General features: G+C 59.4%; 18 protein-coding genes and 3 tRNA genes. 13 read left to right on the top strand and 8 right to left on the bottom strand.

Features of this window, described 5'->3' with window-relative positions; all coding sequences use genetic code 11:
• Window positions 1-2 precede the first annotated feature (2 nt).
• From O0881_RS08655 to O0881_RS08635, 5 genes are all read left to right on the top strand, one after another.
• Entirely contained in the window at window positions 3-1,316 is a 1,314-nt protein-coding gene (locus O0881_RS08655) for an adenylosuccinate synthase (protein ID WP_086147765.1), read from the top strand.
• Window positions 1,317-1,382: 66 nt separating this feature from the next.
• Window positions 1,383-1,928 (top strand): phosphoribosyltransferase family protein, encoded by a 546-nt coding sequence (locus O0881_RS08650; protein WP_034752020.1) that lies wholly within the window; start codon window positions 1,383-1,385, stop codon window positions 1,926-1,928.
• Between the two features lie 67 nt (window positions 1,929-1,995).
• Window positions 1,996-2,505, top strand: coding sequence for a GNAT family N-acetyltransferase (locus tag O0881_RS08645; protein ID WP_099667094.1), 510 nt, complete (start codon window positions 1,996-1,998; stop codon window positions 2,503-2,505).
• Window positions 2,502-3,428: a hypothetical protein gene (locus tag O0881_RS08640; RefSeq protein ID WP_289910925.1), complete on the top strand. Its 927-nt coding sequence runs from the start codon at window positions 2,502-2,504 to the stop codon at window positions 3,426-3,428. Before O0881_RS08645 ends, O0881_RS08640 begins: the two co-directional genes overlap by 4 nt.
• Entirely contained in the window at window positions 3,425-3,730 is a 306-nt protein-coding gene (locus O0881_RS08635) for an NIPSNAP family protein (RefSeq protein ID WP_034752016.1), read from the top strand. Before O0881_RS08640 ends, O0881_RS08635 begins: the two co-directional genes overlap by 4 nt.
• A gap of 6 nt (window positions 3,731-3,736) precedes the next feature.
• Here the strand turns inward: O0881_RS08635 and O0881_RS08630 are convergent, their stop codons facing one another.
• The 4 genes from O0881_RS08630 to O0881_RS08615 form a co-directional block, all read right to left on the bottom strand.
• The gene (locus O0881_RS08630; RefSeq protein ID WP_289910924.1) at window positions 3,737-4,396 is read right to left on the bottom strand and encodes a glutathione S-transferase family protein; all 660 of its coding nucleotides are present in this window, start codon (window positions 4,394-4,396) and stop codon (window positions 3,737-3,739) included.
• Window positions 4,397-4,515: 119 nt separating this feature from the next.
• Window positions 4,516-5,943, bottom strand: coding sequence for a hypothetical protein (locus O0881_RS08625; RefSeq protein WP_289910923.1), 1,428 nt, complete (start codon window positions 5,941-5,943; stop codon window positions 4,516-4,518).
• A gap of 74 nt (window positions 5,944-6,017) precedes the next feature.
• Entirely contained in the window at window positions 6,018-6,482 is a 465-nt protein-coding gene (locus tag O0881_RS08620) for a hypothetical protein (protein WP_143451500.1), read from the bottom strand.
• Between the two features lie 293 nt (window positions 6,483-6,775).
• Window positions 6,776-7,837 carry an AI-2E family transporter gene (locus tag O0881_RS08615; protein ID WP_099667099.1) on the bottom strand — a complete coding sequence of 354 codons (1,062 nt, stop codon included), beginning with the start codon at window positions 7,835-7,837 and terminating at the stop codon, window positions 6,776-6,778.
• Between the two features lie 194 nt (window positions 7,838-8,031).
• On the opposite strand from O0881_RS08615, the gene O0881_RS08610 reads away from it, so the two are divergent.
• A complete protein-coding gene (locus O0881_RS08610) occupies window positions 8,032-8,658 on the top strand; it encodes a flavin reductase family protein (RefSeq protein ID WP_289910921.1) in 627 nt (208 codons plus the stop codon).
• A gap of 77 nt (window positions 8,659-8,735) precedes the next feature.
• Here O0881_RS08610 and uvrB read toward each other — a convergent pair whose 3' ends face one another.
• Entirely contained in the window at window positions 8,736-10,823 is a 2,088-nt protein-coding gene (gene uvrB / locus O0881_RS08605; RefSeq protein WP_099667101.1) for an excinuclease ABC subunit UvrB, read from the bottom strand.
• Between the two features lie 112 nt (window positions 10,824-10,935).
• On the opposite strand from uvrB, the gene O0881_RS08600 reads away from it, so the two are divergent.
• From O0881_RS08600 to O0881_RS08575, 6 genes are all read left to right on the top strand, one after another.
• Window positions 10,936-12,150, top strand: coding sequence for an amino acid aminotransferase (locus O0881_RS08600; RefSeq protein ID WP_180278725.1), 1,215 nt, complete (start codon window positions 10,936-10,938; stop codon window positions 12,148-12,150).
• A 131-nt stretch (window positions 12,151-12,281) separates the two neighbouring features.
• Window positions 12,282-12,357: transfer RNA gene (locus tag O0881_RS08595), tRNA-Asn, on the top strand.
• A 135-nt stretch (window positions 12,358-12,492) separates the two neighbouring features.
• Window positions 12,493-12,568 (top strand) — tRNA-Asn (locus O0881_RS08590).
• Between the two features lie 123 nt (window positions 12,569-12,691).
• On the top strand, window positions 12,692-13,018 hold the full coding sequence (locus O0881_RS08585; RefSeq protein WP_251352090.1) for a Dabb family protein: 327 nt from the start codon (window positions 12,692-12,694) through the stop codon (window positions 13,016-13,018).
• A 90-nt stretch (window positions 13,019-13,108) separates the two neighbouring features.
• Window positions 13,109-13,184 (top strand) — tRNA-Asn (locus O0881_RS08580).
• Window positions 13,185-13,548: 364 nt separating this feature from the next.
• Complete coding sequence (locus O0881_RS08575) at window positions 13,549-14,853, top strand: site-specific integrase (protein WP_289910919.1); 1,305 nt, start codon at window positions 13,549-13,551, stop codon at window positions 14,851-14,853.
• A gap of 179 nt (window positions 14,854-15,032) precedes the next feature.
• Here the strand turns inward: O0881_RS08575 and O0881_RS08570 are convergent, their stop codons facing one another.
• Window positions 15,033-15,266, bottom strand: a complete 234-nt coding sequence (locus O0881_RS08570; protein WP_289910918.1) for a helix-turn-helix domain-containing protein — start codon at window positions 15,264-15,266, stop codon at window positions 15,033-15,035.
• A 2-nt stretch (window positions 15,267-15,268) separates the two neighbouring features.
• Window positions 15,269-16,405: a hypothetical protein gene (locus tag O0881_RS08565; RefSeq protein WP_289910916.1), complete on the bottom strand. Its 1,137-nt coding sequence runs from the start codon at window positions 16,403-16,405 to the stop codon at window positions 15,269-15,271.
• A 268-nt stretch (window positions 16,406-16,673) separates the two neighbouring features.
• Here O0881_RS08565 and O0881_RS08560 point away from each other — a divergent pair, with 268 nt between their 5' ends.
• A complete protein-coding gene (locus O0881_RS08560) occupies window positions 16,674-16,892 on the top strand; it encodes a hypothetical protein (RefSeq protein WP_289910915.1) in 219 nt (72 codons plus the stop codon).
• Window positions 16,893-17,171: 279 nt separating this feature from the next.
• Here O0881_RS08560 and O0881_RS08555 read toward each other — a convergent pair whose 3' ends face one another.
• Window positions 17,172-18,506: a hypothetical protein gene (locus tag O0881_RS08555; RefSeq protein ID WP_289910914.1), complete on the bottom strand. Its 1,335-nt coding sequence runs from the start codon at window positions 18,504-18,506 to the stop codon at window positions 17,172-17,174.
• Window positions 18,507-19,498: the final 992 nt, after the last annotated feature.

Below are 19,498 nucleotides of genomic sequence, written 5' to 3'. Positions count from 1 at the left end.
TGATGTCAAAGAAAATTATGGCAAAGAACGTTGTTGTCATCGGCACCCAATGGGGCGATGAAGGTAAAGGCAAGATCGTCGATTGGTTGACCGATCACGCCCAGGGTGTGGTGCGCTTCCAGGGCGGCCACAATGCAGGCCACACGCTGGTCATCGGCGGCGTGAAAACCGCGCTGCAGCTGATCCCGTCGGGCATCATGCGCCCAGGCGTCGCCTGCTACATCGGTAACGGCGTGGTCGTTTCCGTGCCGGACGTGCTGCGCGAAATCGACAAGCTCGAAGCCGTCGGCGTCGAAGTCGCCTCGCGCCTGAAAGTGTCGGACGCCGCACCGGTGATCCTGCCTTACCACTCGGCACTCGACCTGGCCCGTGAAGCGGCGCGCGGCGCGGCCAAGATCGGCACCACGGGCAAGGGCATCGGCCCGGCCTACGAAGACAAGGTGGCGCGCCGCGCCATCCGCGTCGCCGACTTGCTGAACGAAGCCCGTTTCGCCGAAAAACTGGCGGAAAACCTCGATTATCACAACTTCGTGCTGGAGCACTACCTGAAGGCTCCGCGCATCGATTATCAGAAGACTCTCGACGACGCGCTGGCCTATGTGCCGCGTCTGCGTCCGATGGTCACCGACGTGTCGAGCGCGCTGTACAAGGCGCACAAGGCCGGCGCGAACCTGCTGTTCGAAGGCGCGCAAGGTTCCCTGCTCGACGTCGACCACGGCACCTATCCGTTCGTCACCTCGTCGAACTGCGTGGCCGGCAATGCCGCCGCCGGTTCGGGCGTCGGTCCTGGCATGCTGCACTACATCATGGGCATCACCAAGGCTTACACGACGCGCGTCGGTTCCGGCCCGTTCCCTTCGGAACTGCCAACGGATGCAGGCGTCGGCCATCACCTGGCGCAAGTCGGCCATGAATTCGGCACCGTGACGGGCCGCGCCCGCCGCTGCGGCTGGTTCGACGCCGCCTTGCTGCGCCGCTCCGTGCAGATCAACGGCGTGACGGGCATGTGCTTGACCAAGCTGGACGTGCTGGACGGTATCGAAACCTTGAAACTGTGCACCGGCTACACCATTGACGGCGTGGCCACGGACATCTTCCCATCGGGCGCCGAAGAAGCCGCCCGTTGCGTACCGGTGTACGAAGAGATGCCAGGCTGGACGGAAAGCACGGTCGGCGCGAAATCGCTGGCGGCCCTGCCGGCAACGGCCCGCGCTTACATCAAGCGCATCGAAGAACTGGTCGGCGTGCCGGTGGACATGGTTTCGACCGGTCCGGATCGTGAAGAAACGATCGTGCTGCGCCACCCATTCGAGTAAGCTGCTGGACACAATCCGCCGCAAGGCGGATTTTTTTAATCACGCTAATAATAAGATTCCACTATCATGACTACCCCACAATCGAACGATCAACATCTCTGGGTCAACTGGGAAGAATACCACCGTCTGATCGAGCGCCTGGCGCTCAAGGTCTACGAATCGGGCTGGAAATTTGACCAGGTACTGTGCCTGGCGCGCGGCGGCGTGCGTCCCGGCGACGTGTTCTCGCGCATTTTTGATTTGCCGCTGGCCATCCTGTCGACCAGCTCCTACCGCGAAGACGCTGGCACGGTGCGCGGCGACCTCGATATCGCCAAGTACATGACCATGACCAAGGGCCCGCTGGCCGGCCGCATCCTGCTGGTCGACGACCTGGCCGATTCCGGCGTCACCCTGGACAAAGTCACGCGTCACCTGAAGGAAAACTTCCCTGACGTGACCGAAGTCAAATCGGCCGTGATCTGGCTGAAAGGCTGCTCCGTCGTGCGTCCCGACTACTTCCTGGACGAATTGCCGCACAATCCGTGGATCCACCAGCCGTTCGAAGACTACGACGGCCTGCGCCCGCACCAGCTGGCGGCGTGGATCAAGAAGGGCGAAGCAGGCAAGTAATTTTGCGTGCACTCTTGCTAAAAAAAGACGATCGTGTATCGTCTTTTTTTTCGTCCAAGGAAATGCCATGACCATCTTGCACACGGCGCGCCTGCGCCTCGAACCCGTCACCGAGAAGCATTACGACGCCATGCACGCCATGAACTCGGATACCGAAGTGATGACGTACCTCAATGCGGGCCAGCCGGAGACGGAGGAACATACACGTGCCGCCGTTGCCCGCATCATGGGGCGCTGGGTCGAGTGGGGCTATTCGTGGTGGGCCTTGATCCGCACCGAAGACGAGGTGCTGGTAGGGCTGGCCTGCCTGCAGCATATCGGCGGCGACAAGGCGCAGCCGCACGAAATCGGCTGGCGCCTGGCGCGGGCCGGCTGGGGCAAGGGCTACGCCAGCGAGGCGGCCAATGCCATCGTCGCGCATGCCTTCGACGTCGTCGGCGCGCCCGAAGTGGTGGCCGTGGCCCACCCGGACAATGCCGCCTCGATCAAGGTCATGACGCGCCTGGGCATGCAGTACGTGGGCATGGAGCGCCATTACGACCTCGATAGCGTCGTGTACCGGCTGGTGCGCCCATGACGGCAAGGCCTAAGCCCTTGAAGCTGGGCTGCAGCTACGGCGTGCGCTTTTCGCCGGATGGCACGCGACTGGCCGTGCTGGGACGCGACCTGGTCCTGTGGGACGTGGAGGCGCGCCAGAAGCTGTGGCGCGGCAAATTCATCGCGCACATGTCGGACATGGCCTTTTCGCCCGACGGCAGCCGGCTGGCCATCAAGAGCACGGCGGGCCAGATGGTTGTGGTGGATGCCCTCGCCGGCCAGTTGCTGCTGAACTTACAGAACAAGAAGGAGGGCGAAGGCTGCGGTCCCGCGTGGTCGCCTTGCGGGCAGTATCTTGCCGACGGCGGCTGGGATGGCCGCCTGCGGGTGCGCGACGCGCAAACGGGCGAGGGGCTCTTCACGCAGGCGCACCCGGGCGAGATGCTGCGCGGCATGTGGGCTATCGATGGCGGCCGGCGTTTGCTGCTCCTGCATGGCGTCAAATCGGTGGAAGAGGGGCAAGTGCAGCCGCCCGACTATTGCAGCGTGTGGGACTGGCCGCTGCAGGCGGACCCCGGCTGCGTGGTGCTGTCGCTGCCGAAGCTGGCGTCGTGCGCGCCGTCGCCCGATGGCACGCTCCTGGCCGTGCTGCATTACGCTGACGGCCAAGAATTTCTGTCCGTGCATGCGCTGAACGATAGCCGCCGGCTGGCCACGGTGCCCGTGGAGGCGGGCGGCGGCACGGGCGATGCCTTGCGCTGGCTGCCCGACGGCGGTGCGCTGGGCCGCATCGGCAAGGGCAAGCTGCTGTTCTACGCCTGGCCGGGTCTCGGCGTGCTTGCCGAACACGCCATTGCCTATCCCTGCGCGCTGGACTTCTTGCCTGGCACGCCACTGGGCGCCATCGGCTCCTGGGAGTCCGGCATGCTGACGGATCTGAATCTTCACAAGGAAACCGCATGATTACCTGTTACCTGCGTTACATCATCGACCCGTATAAATTGCGGGAATTCGAAGCCTACGGCAAGCTGTGGATACCGCTCGTCGAACGCTTCGGCGGCCAGCACCACGGCTACTTTTTGCCATCCGAAGGCGCCAGCAACGTGGCGCTGGCCATGTTTTCGTTCCCCAGCCTGGCCCTGTACGAGCAATACCGTAGCGACTCCATGCAGGACGCCGAATGCCAGGCCGCCTTCCGCTATGCGGAAGAGACGCGCTGCATCGTCAGCTACGAGCGCAGTTTTTTCCGTCCCGTGTTTGCCTGAACGGGGTCAATCGCGCTGCGGCGCGCCCAGGGGGAAGAGGTGGCGGTACGGGCGTGCCTCCTCCACCGCGCGGGCGAACGATGGACGTGCCAGCAGGCGCGCGCGGTAGGCGCGCAGCAGGGGCAGCGTTGCGGGAATCGGCTGCGTCCAGTCCGCATAGAACAGCGCGGGGGCGGCGGCGCAGTCGGCCAGGCTGAAGCGGTCGCCGGCGACCCACGTCTTGCCGGCCAGGTGCTGTTCCAGCCAGGCGTAGGCCAGGTCCAGCTTTTCGCCGGCAAACGCGCGGCCTTCATGGGTCTTTGCCGGGTCGCCAGTCAGGGCGGCGCCGACGGCATGCTGTACGGGTGTCATGACGTGCAGGTCGAAGTAGCGGTCGAGAAAACGCACGTCCAGCGCCTGCATCGGGTCGTCCGGCAGCAGGCGCAGCGGACCCGGATGGGCCAGTTGCAGGTATTCGATGATGATGCTGGTCTCGGCGACGTTGCGCTCGCCGTCCACCAGCAGCGGAAACTTGCGCAGTGGCCAGCGTTCCAGCCACTCCTGAAGGTGCTGGGGCATGTCCGGCGCCAGGCAGCGGAAGGCGAACGGGATGGCGTTCTCGTACAGCGCGATGAGTACCTTCTGCGTGTACGAGGAAAAGGGATGGCCGTAGAGGATCAGCGACACGGTGGGAACTCCTGTCATTGTGAAAGGTTGGCAACACGCGCGTGTGCCAACGATAGTGCAATGACAGGATCAATGCAAGCGGTACGCGCCGTTCCCGCTTGCCGCCGTGGCGCGCCCGCCTAGCCGAGGTTCGCCAGGTAGCGCAATCCCGTGATGCTGGGGAAGAAGCAATACACGCCGCCACGCGTGATGACGCTGCGCGAGAAATGCTGCAGTTCGGTATTGCCGCTTCCCTTCGCGCCCACGCCGGGCAAGGTGAAGGAACTGACGGCCGGGTCGTTGATGCCCAGGAACACGTCCTGGCCGCTGATGTTGAACGTGGCATCGCCCGCCTCGGGGCCGGCCGGGCCGACGGCCGATTTGACGAAGACATCGTCATTGTTCCATTGCTTCATCAGGAATTCGAACTGATTGCGCAGGCTGGCATTGATGAAATAGCCGACCAGGCCGCGCTGCTCCGCGATGGGGGCTGCCGGATCATATTCGCTGCCATAGGGCATGGCGCGCCGCACGATGCGGTGGTGGCGGGAGGGAGCGCCCACGACGGCTTCGTCGCGCGGATTGTTGCGCCGGATATGCGCGCCGATCGGGCATTTCAGGCCCAGCGTGTCATCGAGGTCCGGCTGCGCATCGACATAGTGAAAGCGGTTCAGGCTGGCGTCCGGCAGCACGGGGCCGGCCTCGTCCGGCCTGAGCACGAGCGGATTGCCGTTGCGCCAGCGCCCGCACATCTTGGCGGCCACCATTTCGGTCGTGAGCCCGGAACTGGCCGCGCCCTGGCTCAGGATGCTGTCGAACAGCGGCACGTCCTGCTCCAGGATGCGGAAGGCGGCATAGCTGCCATTGGTGGACAGTTGCGGCGGCTGCACCTGGTAGGTGCCGCCGTTTTCATTCGGATAGCCGAGCAGGAATTCCCCCGTCTTCACGCTGTTGAGCGGATCAGGGTCGTGCTCGCGCTTGCGCTGCGGGGCGCCATCGACGTCCGGCTGGGCGATGCTGTCGCGGTAGCCGAAATGCACGCGGTTGTCTGGCAGGGCCACGCCGTCGTGCGCATACAGTTCGCGCCAGCCGGCGGCAAAGGCGCGGCGTAGTGTGGCCGAGGTCGCCTGCAGCACTTCCGTCGATTCGCTGACCCACAGGCTCAGCAGCGCATGCACCTGGCCATGCTGGGTAGCCGGCCCCAGGTTGCCGAGCCAGTGCTCGGGGGCGCTGTCGCCCACGTCGCCCACGGCAGTGACGCTGGCCGGATCGGCCGCGCCCCGTTGAAATGCCTGGTCAAAGGTAGCGAGGTCGGTCGCGGCAACGCCCAGCGCCGACAGGCCGGGCGCGGTAAAGCTGAGATTCAGGAAGCAGGGCGGCTTGGGGTGGATGTGCCGCGCGGTGGTAATGGACGGCAAGCCGTCGCTGCCGTCGAGCAGGGCCGCGATGGTGCGCCGTGCCTGCGCCGCATCTGTGATGCTGAAGATGAAATGGCGCGCCAGGTTGACGCGGTAGCCGCGCAGGATCGTGCCTTGCACGTCGTCGTAATCGATGGTGGAATCGGCCATGCTGTCTCCGGGGGCTGGGGTGGTGGCTGGCAGGGTGGTGGGGCCGCTTGCGCAGCCCCGGCGTGGCTTTCGGCTCAGGTTCGGAATGCGGCGATGATTTTCTGGACGGTCTGCGGATAGGCGCTGTACAGGCCGTTATTGGGCACGTGCTGCGCGGCGTCGTTGGCCGTGATGAAGGCTTCAAATGCAGCCACATGGTTGGCAACGGGAATCAGCGCCTTGCCGCCCACGACAAATTGTAGCAGCGCGTCGAATACCTCGCCCAGTTCGCCCACGAAATCTTCGATGTAGTCGTTGAAGTTGCCGTCATACTCGGTGATCACGCCGATGACCAGGCTATCGGAAGTGCCCGCCGATTGAATGTTGGGCAGCAGATTGGGCTGGGAGCGGTCAAGCAGGGTAAAGCGGGCAAAGTGCACGGTACCGATAGTGGTAAGGGCGGCATTGATCTTCGGTTGGTATTCCAGCAATGTTGCGGCGATGGCGGTCGGATTGGTGCCGGGCAGCGCCGGCATCATTAAGCACAGTGGATTTGCCATGGGAGGCTCCTCATTACGTGGTTGTCGGGACGACCGACACTACGCCGCGGCACCTGCTGCGTCAAAAACTATATTTTTGCATCTGTTGCTAAATACACACTGTTGCATCGTGGTAAATGATGGGAAATGCGGTCTCATGTGGATAGTTGCCGAGCCTGGTCAGCGCTGGCGGGCACTCTACCGCCAGGCTGTTCCGGCCTGTTTCAGGAAGCGCAAGTGGCGCCGCCGGCAAGCCGGCTTCCGTCGCCATTATTTTTGCCGGATGGGGTGCTGACGCTCCCGATTGCCACGCTTCAATCCTCGGCCTGGAATTCGCTGGCCGAGACGAACAGATCCCACGAGGCGATGAACAGGGCCGCCACCACGGGGCCGATGACAAAGCCGTTCAGGCCGAACAGGGCCATGCCGCCCACGGTCGACAGCAGCACCACGTAGTCGGGCATCTTGGTGTCCTTGCCCACCAAAACGGGGCGCAGCACGTTGTCGACCAGGCCGATGACGAAGACGCCGAAGGCGGCCAGGCCTGCGCCTTGCCAGATGGCGCCCGTGGCGAGGAAGTAGACGGCAACGGGCGCCCAGACGAGGGCGGCGCCGACGGCCGGCAGCAGCGACAGGAAGGCCATCAGCACGGCCCACAGCAGGGGCGCGGGCACGTCGAGGAACCAGAATGCCAGGCCGCCGAGGGCGCCCTGGGCAATCGCCACGAGGATGTTGCCCTTCACCGTGGCGCGGATCACCGTGGTGAAATTGGTGAACAGGCGTTGCTTGTATTTGCGGCTCAGCGGCACGGCACCCTTGATGCGGGCCGACAGGGCCGAGCCATCGCGCATCAGGAAAAACAGCAGGTACAGCATGATGCACAGGCTGGTGAGGAATTCGAAGGTGTACAGGCCCACATTGATGGCTTTCACCGCCACCACCTGGCTCACCTGCGTGGCGCCCTCGGCCAGCTTGTCCTGCAGGCTGGCCAGGCTGGTCAGGTTGAAGCGGTCGAGCAAGTTGATCAGCCATTGCGGCAGCACCGCCATGATCTTATCGAAGAACATGGCGACCGTGATTTCACCCGAACGTACCATTTCCACGACGCTGGCCGCCTGGTTCACCAGCGACACGGAAATGAGCGACAGCGGCAGGATCACGATGACGATGATCAACAGCAAGGTGAGCAGCGACGCCACGCCGGCGCGGCCCCTGGTTTTTCGCAGCAGCCAGCGGTACACGGGCGCGAACAGGATCGCCAGGACGACGCCCCAGAAGATGGCGCCCGCATAGGGCGCCAGTATCCAGCCGAAGCCGATGGTGACGACGCTCAGGAGGAGCAAGAACACTTTCTGGTGCAGCGTGAGGGTAGGCATGGGCGGCGGCGCAATGATCGGGGTTGAGTTGCCCCATCATAAGCGAGGCGTGCTGCGGCGCGCCATACAATTGTCATGCTGCGTGCGCGAACGCACCTGGCGCCGGCGGGTTGGCAACGCGGTGGCGGCAATTCCAGTAAGCTGTCGTTCCAGGCGTTCCATCCCGGGCGCCTCTGACTACTTTAGGAACGCGCGTGCTTGACCCCATTCACTTTTATGAACCCGCACAGGGCCATGGCTTGCCGCATGACCCGTTCAACGCCATCGTGGGGCCGCGGCCCATCGGCTGGATCGCCTCGCGCAGCGGCGAGGGCGTGCTCAACCTGGCACCGTACAGCTTTTTCAACGCCTTCAATTACCATCCGCCGTTGATCGGATTTTCCAGCATTGGCCGCAAGGATACCTTGCGCAATATCGAACAAACGGGCGAATTCGTGTGGAACCTGGCGACGCGTCCGCTGGCCGAGGCGATGAATGCCAGCTGCGCGCCGGCGCCGCCCGAAGTCGACGAATTCGCGCTGGCCGGCCTGACGCCGGCCGCCTCGCGCCTCGTCAACGTGCCGCGCGTGGCCGAAAGCCCCGTGTCCTTCGAATGCCGGCGCACGCAGATCATCGAACTGCAGGGCGCGAACGGGGACGGTGTCGGCAGCTGGCTGGTGCTGGGGGAAGTGGTGGGCGTGCATATTGCGCGCCACCTGTTGACCGATGGCGTGTACGACACGGCCGCCGCCGCGCCGATATTGCGCGGCGGCGGTCCGGCCGATTATTTCGAGATCGGACCGGACAGCCTGTTCCGCATGCGCCGGCCCAGTTATCCCTGAAGGGGCGAGGCGGGGCGCTATTGCTGCATGACGCAATGGCATGCGCGACCGGCCAGCCCCCATGCCTGGCGTGACATTTACTTGCCCAGTATCGACGCCACGTTATCGGTGCCCGGTGCGCCGAACAGTTGCTGTTTGAGGATGTGCAGCTGGTCGCGCACCTGCGCCGCCTTTTCGAACTCCAGGTTCTTGGCGTGGTCGACCATCAGTTTTTCCAGGCGCTTGATTTCCTTGCTGACCTGCTTTTCGCTCATGGCTTCGAACTTCGCCGCTTCCTGCGCCACTTGCAGGGTTTCGCGCGCTTCCTGCGGACTGTAGACGCCGTCGATCATTTCGCGGATCGATTTCTTCACGCCGATCGGGATGATGTTGTTGGCCGTATTGAAGGCGATCTGCTTGGCGCGGCGGCGCTCCGTCTCGTCGATGGCGCGGCGCATGGAATCCGTGATGCGGTCGCCATACAAAATCGCCGTGCCGTTCAGGTTGCGCGCGGCGCGGCCGATGGTCTGGATCAGGCTGCGCTCGGAACGCAAGAAGCCTTCCTTGTCCGCGTCGAGGATGGCGACCAGCGACACTTCCGGCAAGTCCAGGCCCTCGCGCAGCAGATTGATCCCCACCAGCACGTCGAAGGTGCCCAGGCGCAGGTCGCGCAGGATTTCCACGCGTTCCACCGTCTCGATGTCGCTGTGCAGGTAGCGCACCTTGATGCCATGGTCGCCCAGGTATTCCGTCAACTGCTCCGACATGCGCTTGGTCAAAGTCGTCACCAGCACGCGCTCATCCTTCTTGATGCGCTCGACGATTTCCGACATCAGGTCGTCCACCTGGCTGCTGGCGGGGCGCACGATGATCTGCGGGTCGACCAGGCCCGTCGGGCGCACCACCTGCTCGACCACCTGGTCGGAATGGGTCTTTTCGTATTCGGCCGGGGTGGCCGAGACGAACACGGTCTGGCGCATCTTTTGCTCGAATTCCTCGAATTTCAAGGGCCGGTTGTCCAGCGCCGACGGCAGGCGGAAGCCGTAGTCAACCAGGTTGGTCTTGCGCGAGCGGTCGCCGTTGTACATGGCGCTCAGCTGGCCCGTCAGCACGTGCGACTCGTCGAGGAACATCAAGGCATCGGGCGGCAGGTAGTCGACCAGGGTGGGCGGCGGCTCGCCCGGCAGCGCGCCGGACAGGTGGCGCGAATAGTTCTCGATACCCTTGGTGAAACCGATTTCCGCCATCATTTCCAGGTCGAAGCGCGTGCGCTGTTCCAGCCGCTGCTCTTCGATCAGTTTATTTTCCTTGCGGAAGAACTCGAGGCGCTCGCGCAGCTCGTCCTTGATGGTTTCCACGGCGCGCAGCACGGTGGAGCGGGGCGTCACATAGTGCGAACCCGGGTACACGGTGAAGCGGGGGATCTTTTGCCGCACGCGGCCCGTCAGCGGGTCGAACAGCTGGATCGATTCGATCTCGTCGTCGAACATTTCCAGGCGCACGGCCAGTTCCGCATGCTCGGCGGGGAAGATGTCGATGGTGTCGCCGCGCACGCGGAAGGTGCCGCGGCCGAAATCGACTTCGTTGCGCGTGTACTGCATCTGGATCAGGCGCGCGATGACGTCGCGCTGCGCGACCCGGTCCTTGACGCGCAGGGTCAAAATCATCTGGTGGTATTCGTTCGGGTTACCGATACCGTAGATGGCCGAGACGGTGGCGACGATGATGACGTCGCGCCGCTCCATCAGCGACTTGGTGCACGACAGGCGCATCTGCTCGATATGTTCGTTGATCGACGAATCCTTCTCGATGAACAGGTCGCGCTGCGGCACGTAGGCTTCGGGCTGGTAGTAATCGTAGTAACTGACGAAGTATTCGACCGCGTTCTGCGGGAAAAAGTCGCGGAACTCGCTGTACAGCTGCGCCGCCAGCGTCTTGTTCGGCGCGAAGACGATGGCGGGCCGGCCCATGCGCGCGATGACGTTGGCCATGGTGTAGGTCTTGCCGGAACCGGTCACGCCCAGCAGCGTCTGGAAGGCCAGTCCGTCGGCAATCCCCTCGGATAACTGGGCGATCGCCGTGGGCTGATCGCCGGCCGGAGGGAAGGGCTGGTGCAGCTTGAAGGGGGAGTCCGGGAAAGAGATAATTGCGCTTTCCGCCTCGCTGGCGGTAGATAATTCGGGCATGTGAATCAGACCTTTGTTAGAATAGTGCTCTGCTGGCGGCCCTGGCGTTGTATTTTGGGGCGCTGTCTACAACTCCGCTGTGAACCTGCTTCCAATCGAATCCAATCTTATCATGACGAACCCAACTGTTTCTGCCAGTCTGTTTAGCGCCATCGAGATGGCCCCACGCGACCCGATCCTGGGCATCACCGAAGCATTTAACGCGGACCAGAATCCCGCCAAAATCAATCTGGGCGTCGGCGTCTATTATGACGACAACGGCAAAGTGCCTCTGTTAGCTTGCGTACGCAAGGCGGAAGCCATCCTGATCGAACAGGCCGCCCCACGCACCTACCTGCCGATCGAAGGCCTCGCCGCCTACGACAAGGCTGTGCAAGAACTCGTATTTGGCGCCGATAGCGCCGTAATTCAAGAGCGCCGCGCCGTGACCGTGCAAGCCATCGGCGGCACGGGCGCGTTGAAGATCGGTGCCGACTTCCTGCAGCGCTTCGCGCCGGGTGCCCAGGTCTACATCAGCGACCCAAGCTGGGAAAACCACCGCGCGCTGTTCGAGAACGCCGGTTTCGTCGTGAATAACTACACGTATTACGATGCCGCCACCCATGGCGTGAACTTCGACGGCATGCTGGCCAGCCTGAACGCCATGCCAGCCGGCTCCATCGTCGTGCTGCACGCCTGCTGCCACAACCCGACCGGCGCCGACCTGAGCGTGGCCCAGTGGGATCAGATCATCAGCGTGGTGACGTCGCGCGGCCTGGTGCCGTTCCTGGACATGGCCTATCAAGGCTTCGCCAACGGCATCGCCGAAGACGGCGCCGTGGTGCGCCGCTTCGCCGACGCGGGCGGCCCGCTGCTGGTATCGAACTCGTTCTCGAAATCGTTCTCGCTGTACGGCGAGCGCGTGGGCGCCCTGAGCGTCGTCGCCGCCAGCGCCGACGAAGCGGCACGCCTGCTGTCGCAACTGAAGCGCGTCGTGCGCACCAACTACTCGAACCCGCCGGTACACGGCGGCAAGGTGGTCGCCACCGTGCTGGCCACGCCGGAACTGCGCCAGCTGTGGGAAGAGGAACTGGCCGGCATGCGCGTGCGCATCCGCGAAATGCGCAATGCCTTCGTGGAAAAGCTGAAAGCCAAGGCGCCAGGCCACGACTTCGAATTCGTGCGCCAGCAAATCGGCATGTTCTCGTACTCGGGCTTGACCAAGGAGCAGGTGGCGTCGCTGCGCGAGCAATCGATCTACGCCGTCGACACGGGCCGTATTTGCGTGGCAGCATTGAATTCGCGCAATATCGACATCGTTATTGACGCGATCGCCAAAGTGCTTTAAGATCTTGCTTCTTCGGCGCTGCATGCAAGTGTGGCGCTGATGGCGGTAGAAAGTCGGCGATGGCCATGTTTGTGAGGATGCAGTATCGGTCTTGCAAATATGGAACAAGCGACATATAATATTGCCTCTTTTCCCTGATAGCTCAGTTGGTAGAGCGACGGACTGTTAATCCGCAGGTCCCTGGTTCGAGTCCAGGTCGGGGAGCCAGAATTCGGAAGGCCACGTTGAAAAACGTGGCCTTTTTTGTTTTTGCGCCGCCGGTGCGCAGCTTGAGGCAAGATAAGATTTTCCCTATGGAAATCTGGACAGCGCCAAGTTTGGCCTATATAATACGGCCTCTTTTCCCTGATAGCTCAGTTGGTAGAGCGACGGACTGTTAATCCGCAGGTCCCTGGTTCGAGTCCAGGTCGGGGAGCCAGAATTCGGAAGGCCATGTTGAAAAACATGGCCTTTTTTGTTTTCCGGCGCCGCCAGCGGGGCTTGCCTGTGCGTGATCGCGTTTTGCGCTATCCTGAATGCATCACTTCAGGAGCACCTTCCCATGACTTGTACCTCCGCCTTGCGCCACATCGTCCTGTGCGACTTCCTCGATGGCATCACGTCTGCCAAGCACGCCGAGCTCGTTTATGAGTTTTCCCAGCTGAAACACCGCATTCCCGGCGTGCGGCAATTCGAATGGGGGCCGAACGTCAGCCCGGAAGGCCTCGATGACGGCTTTACCGATTGCTTTACCCTGACCTTCGATGATGCCGCCGCGCGCGACGGGTACCTGACCCATGCGGCCCACCTGGCCTTTGTCGAGCAGCTCAAGCCATGGCTGGGCCGGGTGCTGGTCGTTGACTACTACCCGCAAGAGCATCCCGGCTGACCGACGGGCAAGGCGCAACCGGGGAAATACATATTTTTCTGGGGGAAATCTGGACATCGTAAAATTTCCCCTATAGAATGCGGCCTCTTTTCCCTGATAGCTCAGTTGGTAGAGCGACGGACTGTTAATCCGCAGGTCCCTGGTTCGAGTCCAGGTCGGGGAGCCAGAATAAAGCGTTGAAAACAAAGGCCTTCTTCGGAAGGCCTTTGTCGTTTACGGCCCAAAGGTGGAGTTTGATAGCGCAAGTGATAGCGCGCAACCCTGGCGGCACCAGCGTCCCTATGCGTCGCGTTGCGGTCATTTGCGCCTTTGCACGCTCGCGCTGCTTGCAGCACCGCCACAGCCGGATTCCTGGCATATAAGTTCGGTAGCTGTAATGCGTTGTCCCTTCATTTTACAAAGGCAACGCATGAAAACTGTTCTACTTGACTATCCAGCACAACGCACCAAGCCGTATCCCCTTAATGCCGGCTCCTTCTCGCATCCCGTATCTGTCCAGCCGTTCATCTTCCCGGCTGTGGAGGTGAGCCATGGCTAAGGGGGCAAAACCATTCAAGTACCGCAGCAAATGGCGTGCCACAGTCACGCTGGCAAACGGCAAGCGCCCCGCACAAGACTTCGACCGATACGACGATGGCGTCCAGTGGATTGCCGAGCAGTTGGCGAACGCCAATGCACAGCACGCACCGGAGCTGGGCGGCCCGACCATGGCCACTCTGGCCGATGCGCTGCGCCTGTATGCGCAGCTCTACACTGTCAACAAACGCGGCTTCGCCAGTGAGCTCAACCGCATCAACCACTATCTGGAAGGTGCCGGGATGGCGCGACTAAAGAGGGTGCAGAATGACACTCTGGGGCATGCGCTGGCGGAGTACGACCGTTCCACTCTGCCCGAGTCCTGGCAGGGCCACAACGACGCACGCCGCGCCGCGCGTTCTCAAACCTACCTGCGTATCGCAGAACTGGCCAAAACGCGCTGCAGCGCCGTCTCGACGGCCGACCTGCGACGTCTCGTTGCCGATATGAAAAAGGAAGGCCTGAGCGAGAGCAGCGTTCAAAAGGAGGTCGCACTTCTCAAGCACATGTTCAACATGGCGGCTAATGAGTGGAGCTGGAAGGGATTCGAAAATCCTTGTAAAGGCATCAAACTCGGGAAGTCGAACGCACGATTTGTCTTTATCACGCAAGAGCAGCGCAAGCGCTTGTGGGACGCTCTCGCTGAGTGCGACAACCCCTATTTCTGGCCGTTGGTCGAACTTGAGTTACAAACGACCTTGCGTCGTTCAAGTCTTCTCGCGTTGCGCTGGGACAAGGTCGACCTTGATGGACGAATCTTCGTGGTGGAGTCTAAGACAGGACAAATTGCCGTTCCATTGACTCAGCATGCGGTCCGGGTGCTCCGGGAAATGCCGCGGCACGAGTCCGGGGTGGTATTTCCTATGACTGCCAATGCAGTTGATTGCGCCTGGGATGGGGTGCGTACGAACGCAGGTATCCCTGACCTGCAATTCAGGGACCTTCGCCACGTTGCCGCGACTGATTTCGCCCGCCGTGGTTTCAGTAGCCATCAGTTGATGAAAGTCCTGGGACATAAAACCATCACAATGGCGCAGACGTATGTAAATCTGGTCAGCCAGGACGTCCTCGATGTGATGGACCGCACGGAACCGGCGTCGCCGGTGTTGCAAGTACCCCCGCCAGCGAGTGGTTCCGGAACTGACATGCTCAATCGCAAACGGTCAACCCGCCTCACAAGGGCTGTACGTGAGCGCATGGGAATTACTGCCACGTGCCCCACGGATGCTACTCGCGAGGCTAATTTGCCACAGCAGTAAGCGATTGAGCCCCATTGGCCCCCTGATCGGGGGCCAATGGGGCTCGGGAGTGAAAGATTGTCAGGCTTAATGAATTCTGGAATGAACGGAAAATTGGAAGTGTCCTACTATCTCAGCCTGGAGCCGAACTGAGATGCGCGCCAACGATACGAATTCATCATATCGTTGGCGCTTATTGGTCAGCTAAGACGCGCGCTTTTCCGGGGGCGCTGCGGTGGCATCCAATTCAACTGCGGCTCCAGGGCGTTGGCCAACCATTTCTCGACGGCGACCTCATCCCATACGATGTTCTTGCCTAGCTTCAGACCTCTTGGGAATTTCTGTGCCTTTACAAGATTTTCCAGGGTGCGCTCACAAATGCCGAGTCGTTGGGTGACAGCACTTTTTTCAAGCAGAGAAATACGAGCAGACATTATCAGGCCTTTGTTTGGTTACGGTCTAAAGTAATAGGTAACCGATTTAGCCTTTTGGCACGCTTTACCGCGCTCAGCGCCGCGCGGCGCACCTCTGTCTGAGGCAAGCGGCGAAAACCCTCCAGCAACTCAACCATTGGCACTTGTGCACGGCAAATATCAATGCCGACGGACACGCACCAGGAGTGGATGCCATACTCGCAGCTTCCTGACCTGCGCGCGTCATCGAGACTGACATCAATGTCGTACCTCGTGTATTTTGTGATGAAAGCGTTAACAGCTGATTTCATGTCGGCAATCATCGCTACCCTTGTCGGCGCGCTTCGACCTTTCCGCCGCAGACCCGAAATTGCTCCGTCGGCCGTATCACTATGAAAACTCTCGCTGCCGACAACGGCAATGAACCCACGCTCTGTTCTGACAGCATAACCACGGCCTTGGCTGGCCCAGACGGCAGCGTAAAGTTCGATGCCGGCAGGCGCCTCTATCTGAAGCGCATCCAGAGTCATCAAGCCGCCAAGTAGGGCAAGACCTTTGCGCTCAACACGCATACGCCAGTCTGCAGGCACACGAATTTGATGCAAGTCGACGTTCGCGCCCCAGCCTTTGTACGCACCTCGATAGAGGTCGTAGTTCCTGCCGAGGTCAGTCGTATATGTGACGTCGGTCGTTTTTTCCGCGAAATGCACAGTGAATTTGGTGCCACCTGACGCGCCATGACGAAATGCTTGTTGAGCGTATTGCGTTACGGTCCGCTTGCGTAGCGCTATCAGGCGCGCTGCAGGCGTACCAAGAGGTAATCGGATTGCCGGGCGGCCGATAGGTGCCGGGAGCGCCGAAATCGCCTTGGCGGCCTTGGCATTTGCGTGGTTGAGGCGGCGGTTGCGGCGTGCGGCATCAAAGTCATTACGGAGTTCCTGCACGTGCGCGACGTTCGTCGGATTGCCAGGTAGTCCCACGGCGCGGATAGCGGCAATCAGGGCTTTCTTGGTGTCACCTACATCCGTGACCGCGATGCGGGTGAGGATGAGCTCGCGTTTGCTTCGCGTGTCCTGGCGTGCTTGTGCCGCGCCTGTTTTCCTATTTGCGTGTCTTGGCGCCGTCGCGACGGAGCTGGTGGTTTTCGCTGCCTTTTTCATGAGTACCTTTACGATTACGGTTGTGAAGTTTCGTATACGTAAAAGATTTATTCCTTTTGAAAAATTATGCGCTGAGTGTGAAGTAAATTTTCTTTTGACTGCGGCGGTAGCAGACAAGACCGGGGCGTTGCGTGGCTGAAGCGTGTGACCAATTCGTTGCGGTCGTTGTCTGAGCGGGATGAGCAAGAAAGGGACGGCTGTCTGACCTCCTTTTTCGCAGGTGTCTATATGAAATGCAGGACATCTAAAATCTAAAAGGACAACAGCAATGGAAAAAACATATATTGTGCACACAGCACACCCGGTCAGCGATTACCGAAACATGGTTATCGAGGCGCTATCACTGGAGCGCGCGGTGGAAATGGGCGAGCGGATTTCTGGCGTCGAGGTGTCAGACGCTTACGAATTCAACGATACCTATGACGGCGCGGTGTTCAGCGAAGAATTCGTGACGTTCCTGGATGGCCAGGTCGGTACCTGGCACTGATTGATTCGACCCCGCAGATGCGGGGTCTTTTTTTTCGCACGAGGTCGCCTAGGATTGTTGAGCAGTGAGATGTTTATGGTATATATCGTATAAATAATATTAATAGTAATTACCTTCGGGTATGTGTTGGCGAGTGTATAGGGCACACAATGTCGTGCAGCTTCAATAGACAACATCCGACAAGGCCCGCTGTGGGGCCCACGGCAACCGCACTAAGGACCAGTAATGCGCGACGGTGAGCAAAGTTATCAGGGAAATTTGGCATGGCAACACTCAGTTTCAGTCTTTAGAACGATTGACACGGAATTTGAACGAAATGGGTCTTTGCGCGGATGCAAGGATAGGGGGCGGAGCAGCCAGCAATTTTTCAAAACTGTCGATTAAGGTCTTTCGGTTATAGGCTAAGTTATCAACTACCGTCTGCTCATGCGGTTTAGATGTGCGCCCAGTGAAGGGCTCCGATTTGTCTCCTCGTTGCAAACGCGCAGCCTTCTCATTCGCAGTGAGTCTTTTCAAGGACTGCCTAGCGCTTTCAAGGTCGTTGTTGATTTTTGCTAAAGCCCGCAACGTTGTCACGAGTCTTATCACAAACTCCTGGCGTGCTAGACCGAGTAACTCACCTGCGTATTCGAACTTCTCAAGAATTACAGGGTCCATATCTCCATCGAGCTTAAGTTCTTCAATATGTGATTTTAAGGAAGGACGTTCCTCTTTCAGGAGTTCGGCGAAAGCTAGGCGCTCGGTTCTGCTTTCGGCCATCACCGCTATTGCATACAAAGACTCAAATTCACCAGGGCCGTAAATCCCAGCAGCATTGTTGGAGGCGGCACTGTAAATTGCATTTATTCGTGCTAGAGCCTTTGCCAATTTTGGAGAGGAGGGTGTTGAGGGAGGTGAGTCAAAGGTTTCCAATTTGGCTGTGGCAACACTCTCTGAAACAATCTGGTACAAGATTTGATGCGAACATAGCTCATCGTACTTCAATAAATCGCGCTTCGCATCATCAAAGGTTGTGTAGCCTTTTTTCGAAGCTTTTTCATTCATCTGAGCTGCTAACGGGTCTTTAAGGTCTGTCTGCAGCTTGGATTGCAATTTACTTAGTTCTGGCGTCAGAATGAAGTTCGACTTGTAAGTCTCGAACCAAGCATTCGAAGCGGTGAGGAGCGTTGCGGTATTGAGCACAGCTCGGGCGTGGGAGCCGGACGCTGCCAATATTACGGTTAATGCGCTACCCGCGATATTCATGCTAGATTGAAGATACTCGGAGCCGGTTCTTTTAGCTTCAAGCTCTCTGAAAAAAATTCCGCAAGTTTGGTCTGCCAGCGATATACCCTTAGCGACAAAAGCCTCTTGGTAGGTTGAAATATTCCCGGTATAGGCGCAATAAGACAACACTGAAAATTGTGAAACCTCTGAGGGAATAGAGCTGTCAGAACTCTTGGGAGCGGACATGCTGCACTCAATTTTTCCGGAATCACTCGCCACTTCGGGCATGTTTTGAGCTTCGAAAGGTGAGGCAAAAATAGGAATTGGGGTGTTGTTTTTCGTCACATTTGCACAACCCACTAAGTTGATAAAAGCAGTGGAAAGAACGACATCTCTGAAGGCAGGCATATACGACTCCGTCGGCTGGTTGTGCTTCAATTATTCAAAATGCATAGTATATTGATAGTTTTCCATTAGCAAGATTACTATAGAGCCCATCGCTAATCTGACAAGTATTCTTTGCTCGACACCCCACATGCACTAAAAAGTGGCGAGGTTTTTACTTTGGTACCGAATGCGCGAGGTGTTAAGCGACAGAGAGAGTATCGAAGGCCTCTTCCAGGTGTTGGCTTGAATCGAGCCGCGATGAGAGTATGCTTTGGGATGTGAATTCCCGGATGAAGAAGCTGTAATTGCTTGTTGGGCTGGCATCTACGGGTTTGGACTCGAAAAAGATTGGATTTTTTCGCCGTCAGTCTAATTAAGATGGCTTTCCTGATACGTCAGACTGGTTAGTTGGCCTGAGTGCTACAAACGGTGTTCCTAAGCTCCGATACCACTTTGGGCACTTTCATGGAATTTTTTAGGGTAATGTGAGAATTGGTGATTGTTTTTTCAGTTAAATTTACTATCTTGATAATCCTCAAGAACGAGTTCATTGCAGCTATAGTAAGGCCAGCCGATGCAACTCTTCTTGGGCGGTGTAAATTTTACCAAGTCAAGTCTATGCATTAAACGGATTTTTAACTCTGACGCTAGACGAACCACCACTGCCAAAGTAATGTCGCACGTTGTTGAAACTTGGCTGTCGCTTGTGTCTTGTGGTTGTAAAAATTGCAACCAAGGCCACTAGGATATGATTTGTCGAAGGCCTCATTGTTGCATATTAGCTAGCCCCTCTAACTGCTAAGTCAGCTGAGTAACCAGAACAACACCGCGTGTGCTTGAAGTGACATCACCTTTTTTTGATGTGTTTGCATAGTTGCCGGTGCGGCGGTGGACAAGATTGGTTTGTCTCTTCTACTTCAAAACCACTCCTTTGCCTAGAACAATGGCTCAAGAGTACCTACAGGAATTGTGTTGTACCAACCATGGTCAGTCAGCTGGCATTTACGATTGGC

The sequence above is a fragment of the Janthinobacterium sp. SUN100 genome (genome assembly GCF_030397705.1).
Taxonomy (GTDB): Bacteria; Pseudomonadota; Gammaproteobacteria; order Burkholderiales; family Burkholderiaceae_D; genus Janthinobacterium; species Janthinobacterium kumbetense.
The sequence above is the reverse complement of the archived record's forward strand: the minus strand, read 5'-3'. Positions and strand labels throughout refer to the sequence as shown.

Coding starts and splice junctions, on each gene's coding strand:
- O0881_RS08655 (WP_086147765.1), top strand. CDS start 3: ATGTCAAAGAAAATTATGGCAAAGAACGTTGTTGTCATCGGCACCCAA.
- O0881_RS08650 (WP_034752020.1), top strand. CDS start 1,383: ATGACTACCCCACAATCGAACGATCAACATCTCTGGGTCAACTGGGAA.
- O0881_RS08645 (WP_099667094.1), top strand. CDS start 1,996: ATGACCATCTTGCACACGGCGCGCCTGCGCCTCGAACCCGTCACCGAG.
- O0881_RS08640 (WP_289910925.1), top strand. CDS start 2,502: ATGACGGCAAGGCCTAAGCCCTTGAAGCTGGGCTGCAGCTACGGCGTG.
- O0881_RS08635 (WP_034752016.1), top strand. CDS start 3,425: ATGATTACCTGTTACCTGCGTTACATCATCGACCCGTATAAATTGCGG.
- O0881_RS08625 (WP_289910923.1), bottom strand. CDS start 5,943: ATGGCCGATTCCACCATCGATTACGACGACGTGCAAGGCACGATCCTG.
- O0881_RS08620 (WP_143451500.1), bottom strand. CDS start 6,482: ATGGCAAATCCACTGTGCTTAATGATGCCGGCGCTGCCCGGCACCAAT.
- O0881_RS08615 (WP_099667099.1), bottom strand. CDS start 7,837: ATGCCTACCCTCACGCTGCACCAGAAAGTGTTCTTGCTCCTCCTGAGC.
- uvrB (WP_099667101.1), bottom strand. CDS start 10,823: ATGCCCGAATTATCTACCGCCAGCGAGGCGGAAAGCGCAATTATCTCT.
- O0881_RS08600 (WP_180278725.1), top strand. CDS start 10,936: ATGACGAACCCAACTGTTTCTGCCAGTCTGTTTAGCGCCATCGAGATG.
- O0881_RS08585 (WP_251352090.1), top strand. CDS start 12,692: ATGACTTGTACCTCCGCCTTGCGCCACATCGTCCTGTGCGACTTCCTC.
- O0881_RS08575 (WP_289910919.1), top strand. CDS start 13,549: ATGGCTAAGGGGGCAAAACCATTCAAGTACCGCAGCAAATGGCGTGCC.
- O0881_RS08570 (WP_289910918.1), bottom strand. CDS start 15,266: ATGTCTGCTCGTATTTCTCTGCTTGAAAAAAGTGCTGTCACCCAACGA.
- O0881_RS08565 (WP_289910916.1), bottom strand. CDS start 16,405: ATGAAAAAGGCAGCGAAAACCACCAGCTCCGTCGCGACGGCGCCAAGA.
- O0881_RS08560 (WP_289910915.1), top strand. CDS start 16,674: ATGGAAAAAACATATATTGTGCACACAGCACACCCGGTCAGCGATTAC.
- O0881_RS08555 (WP_289910914.1), bottom strand. CDS start 18,506: ATGCCTGCCTTCAGAGATGTCGTTCTTTCCACTGCTTTTATCAACTTA.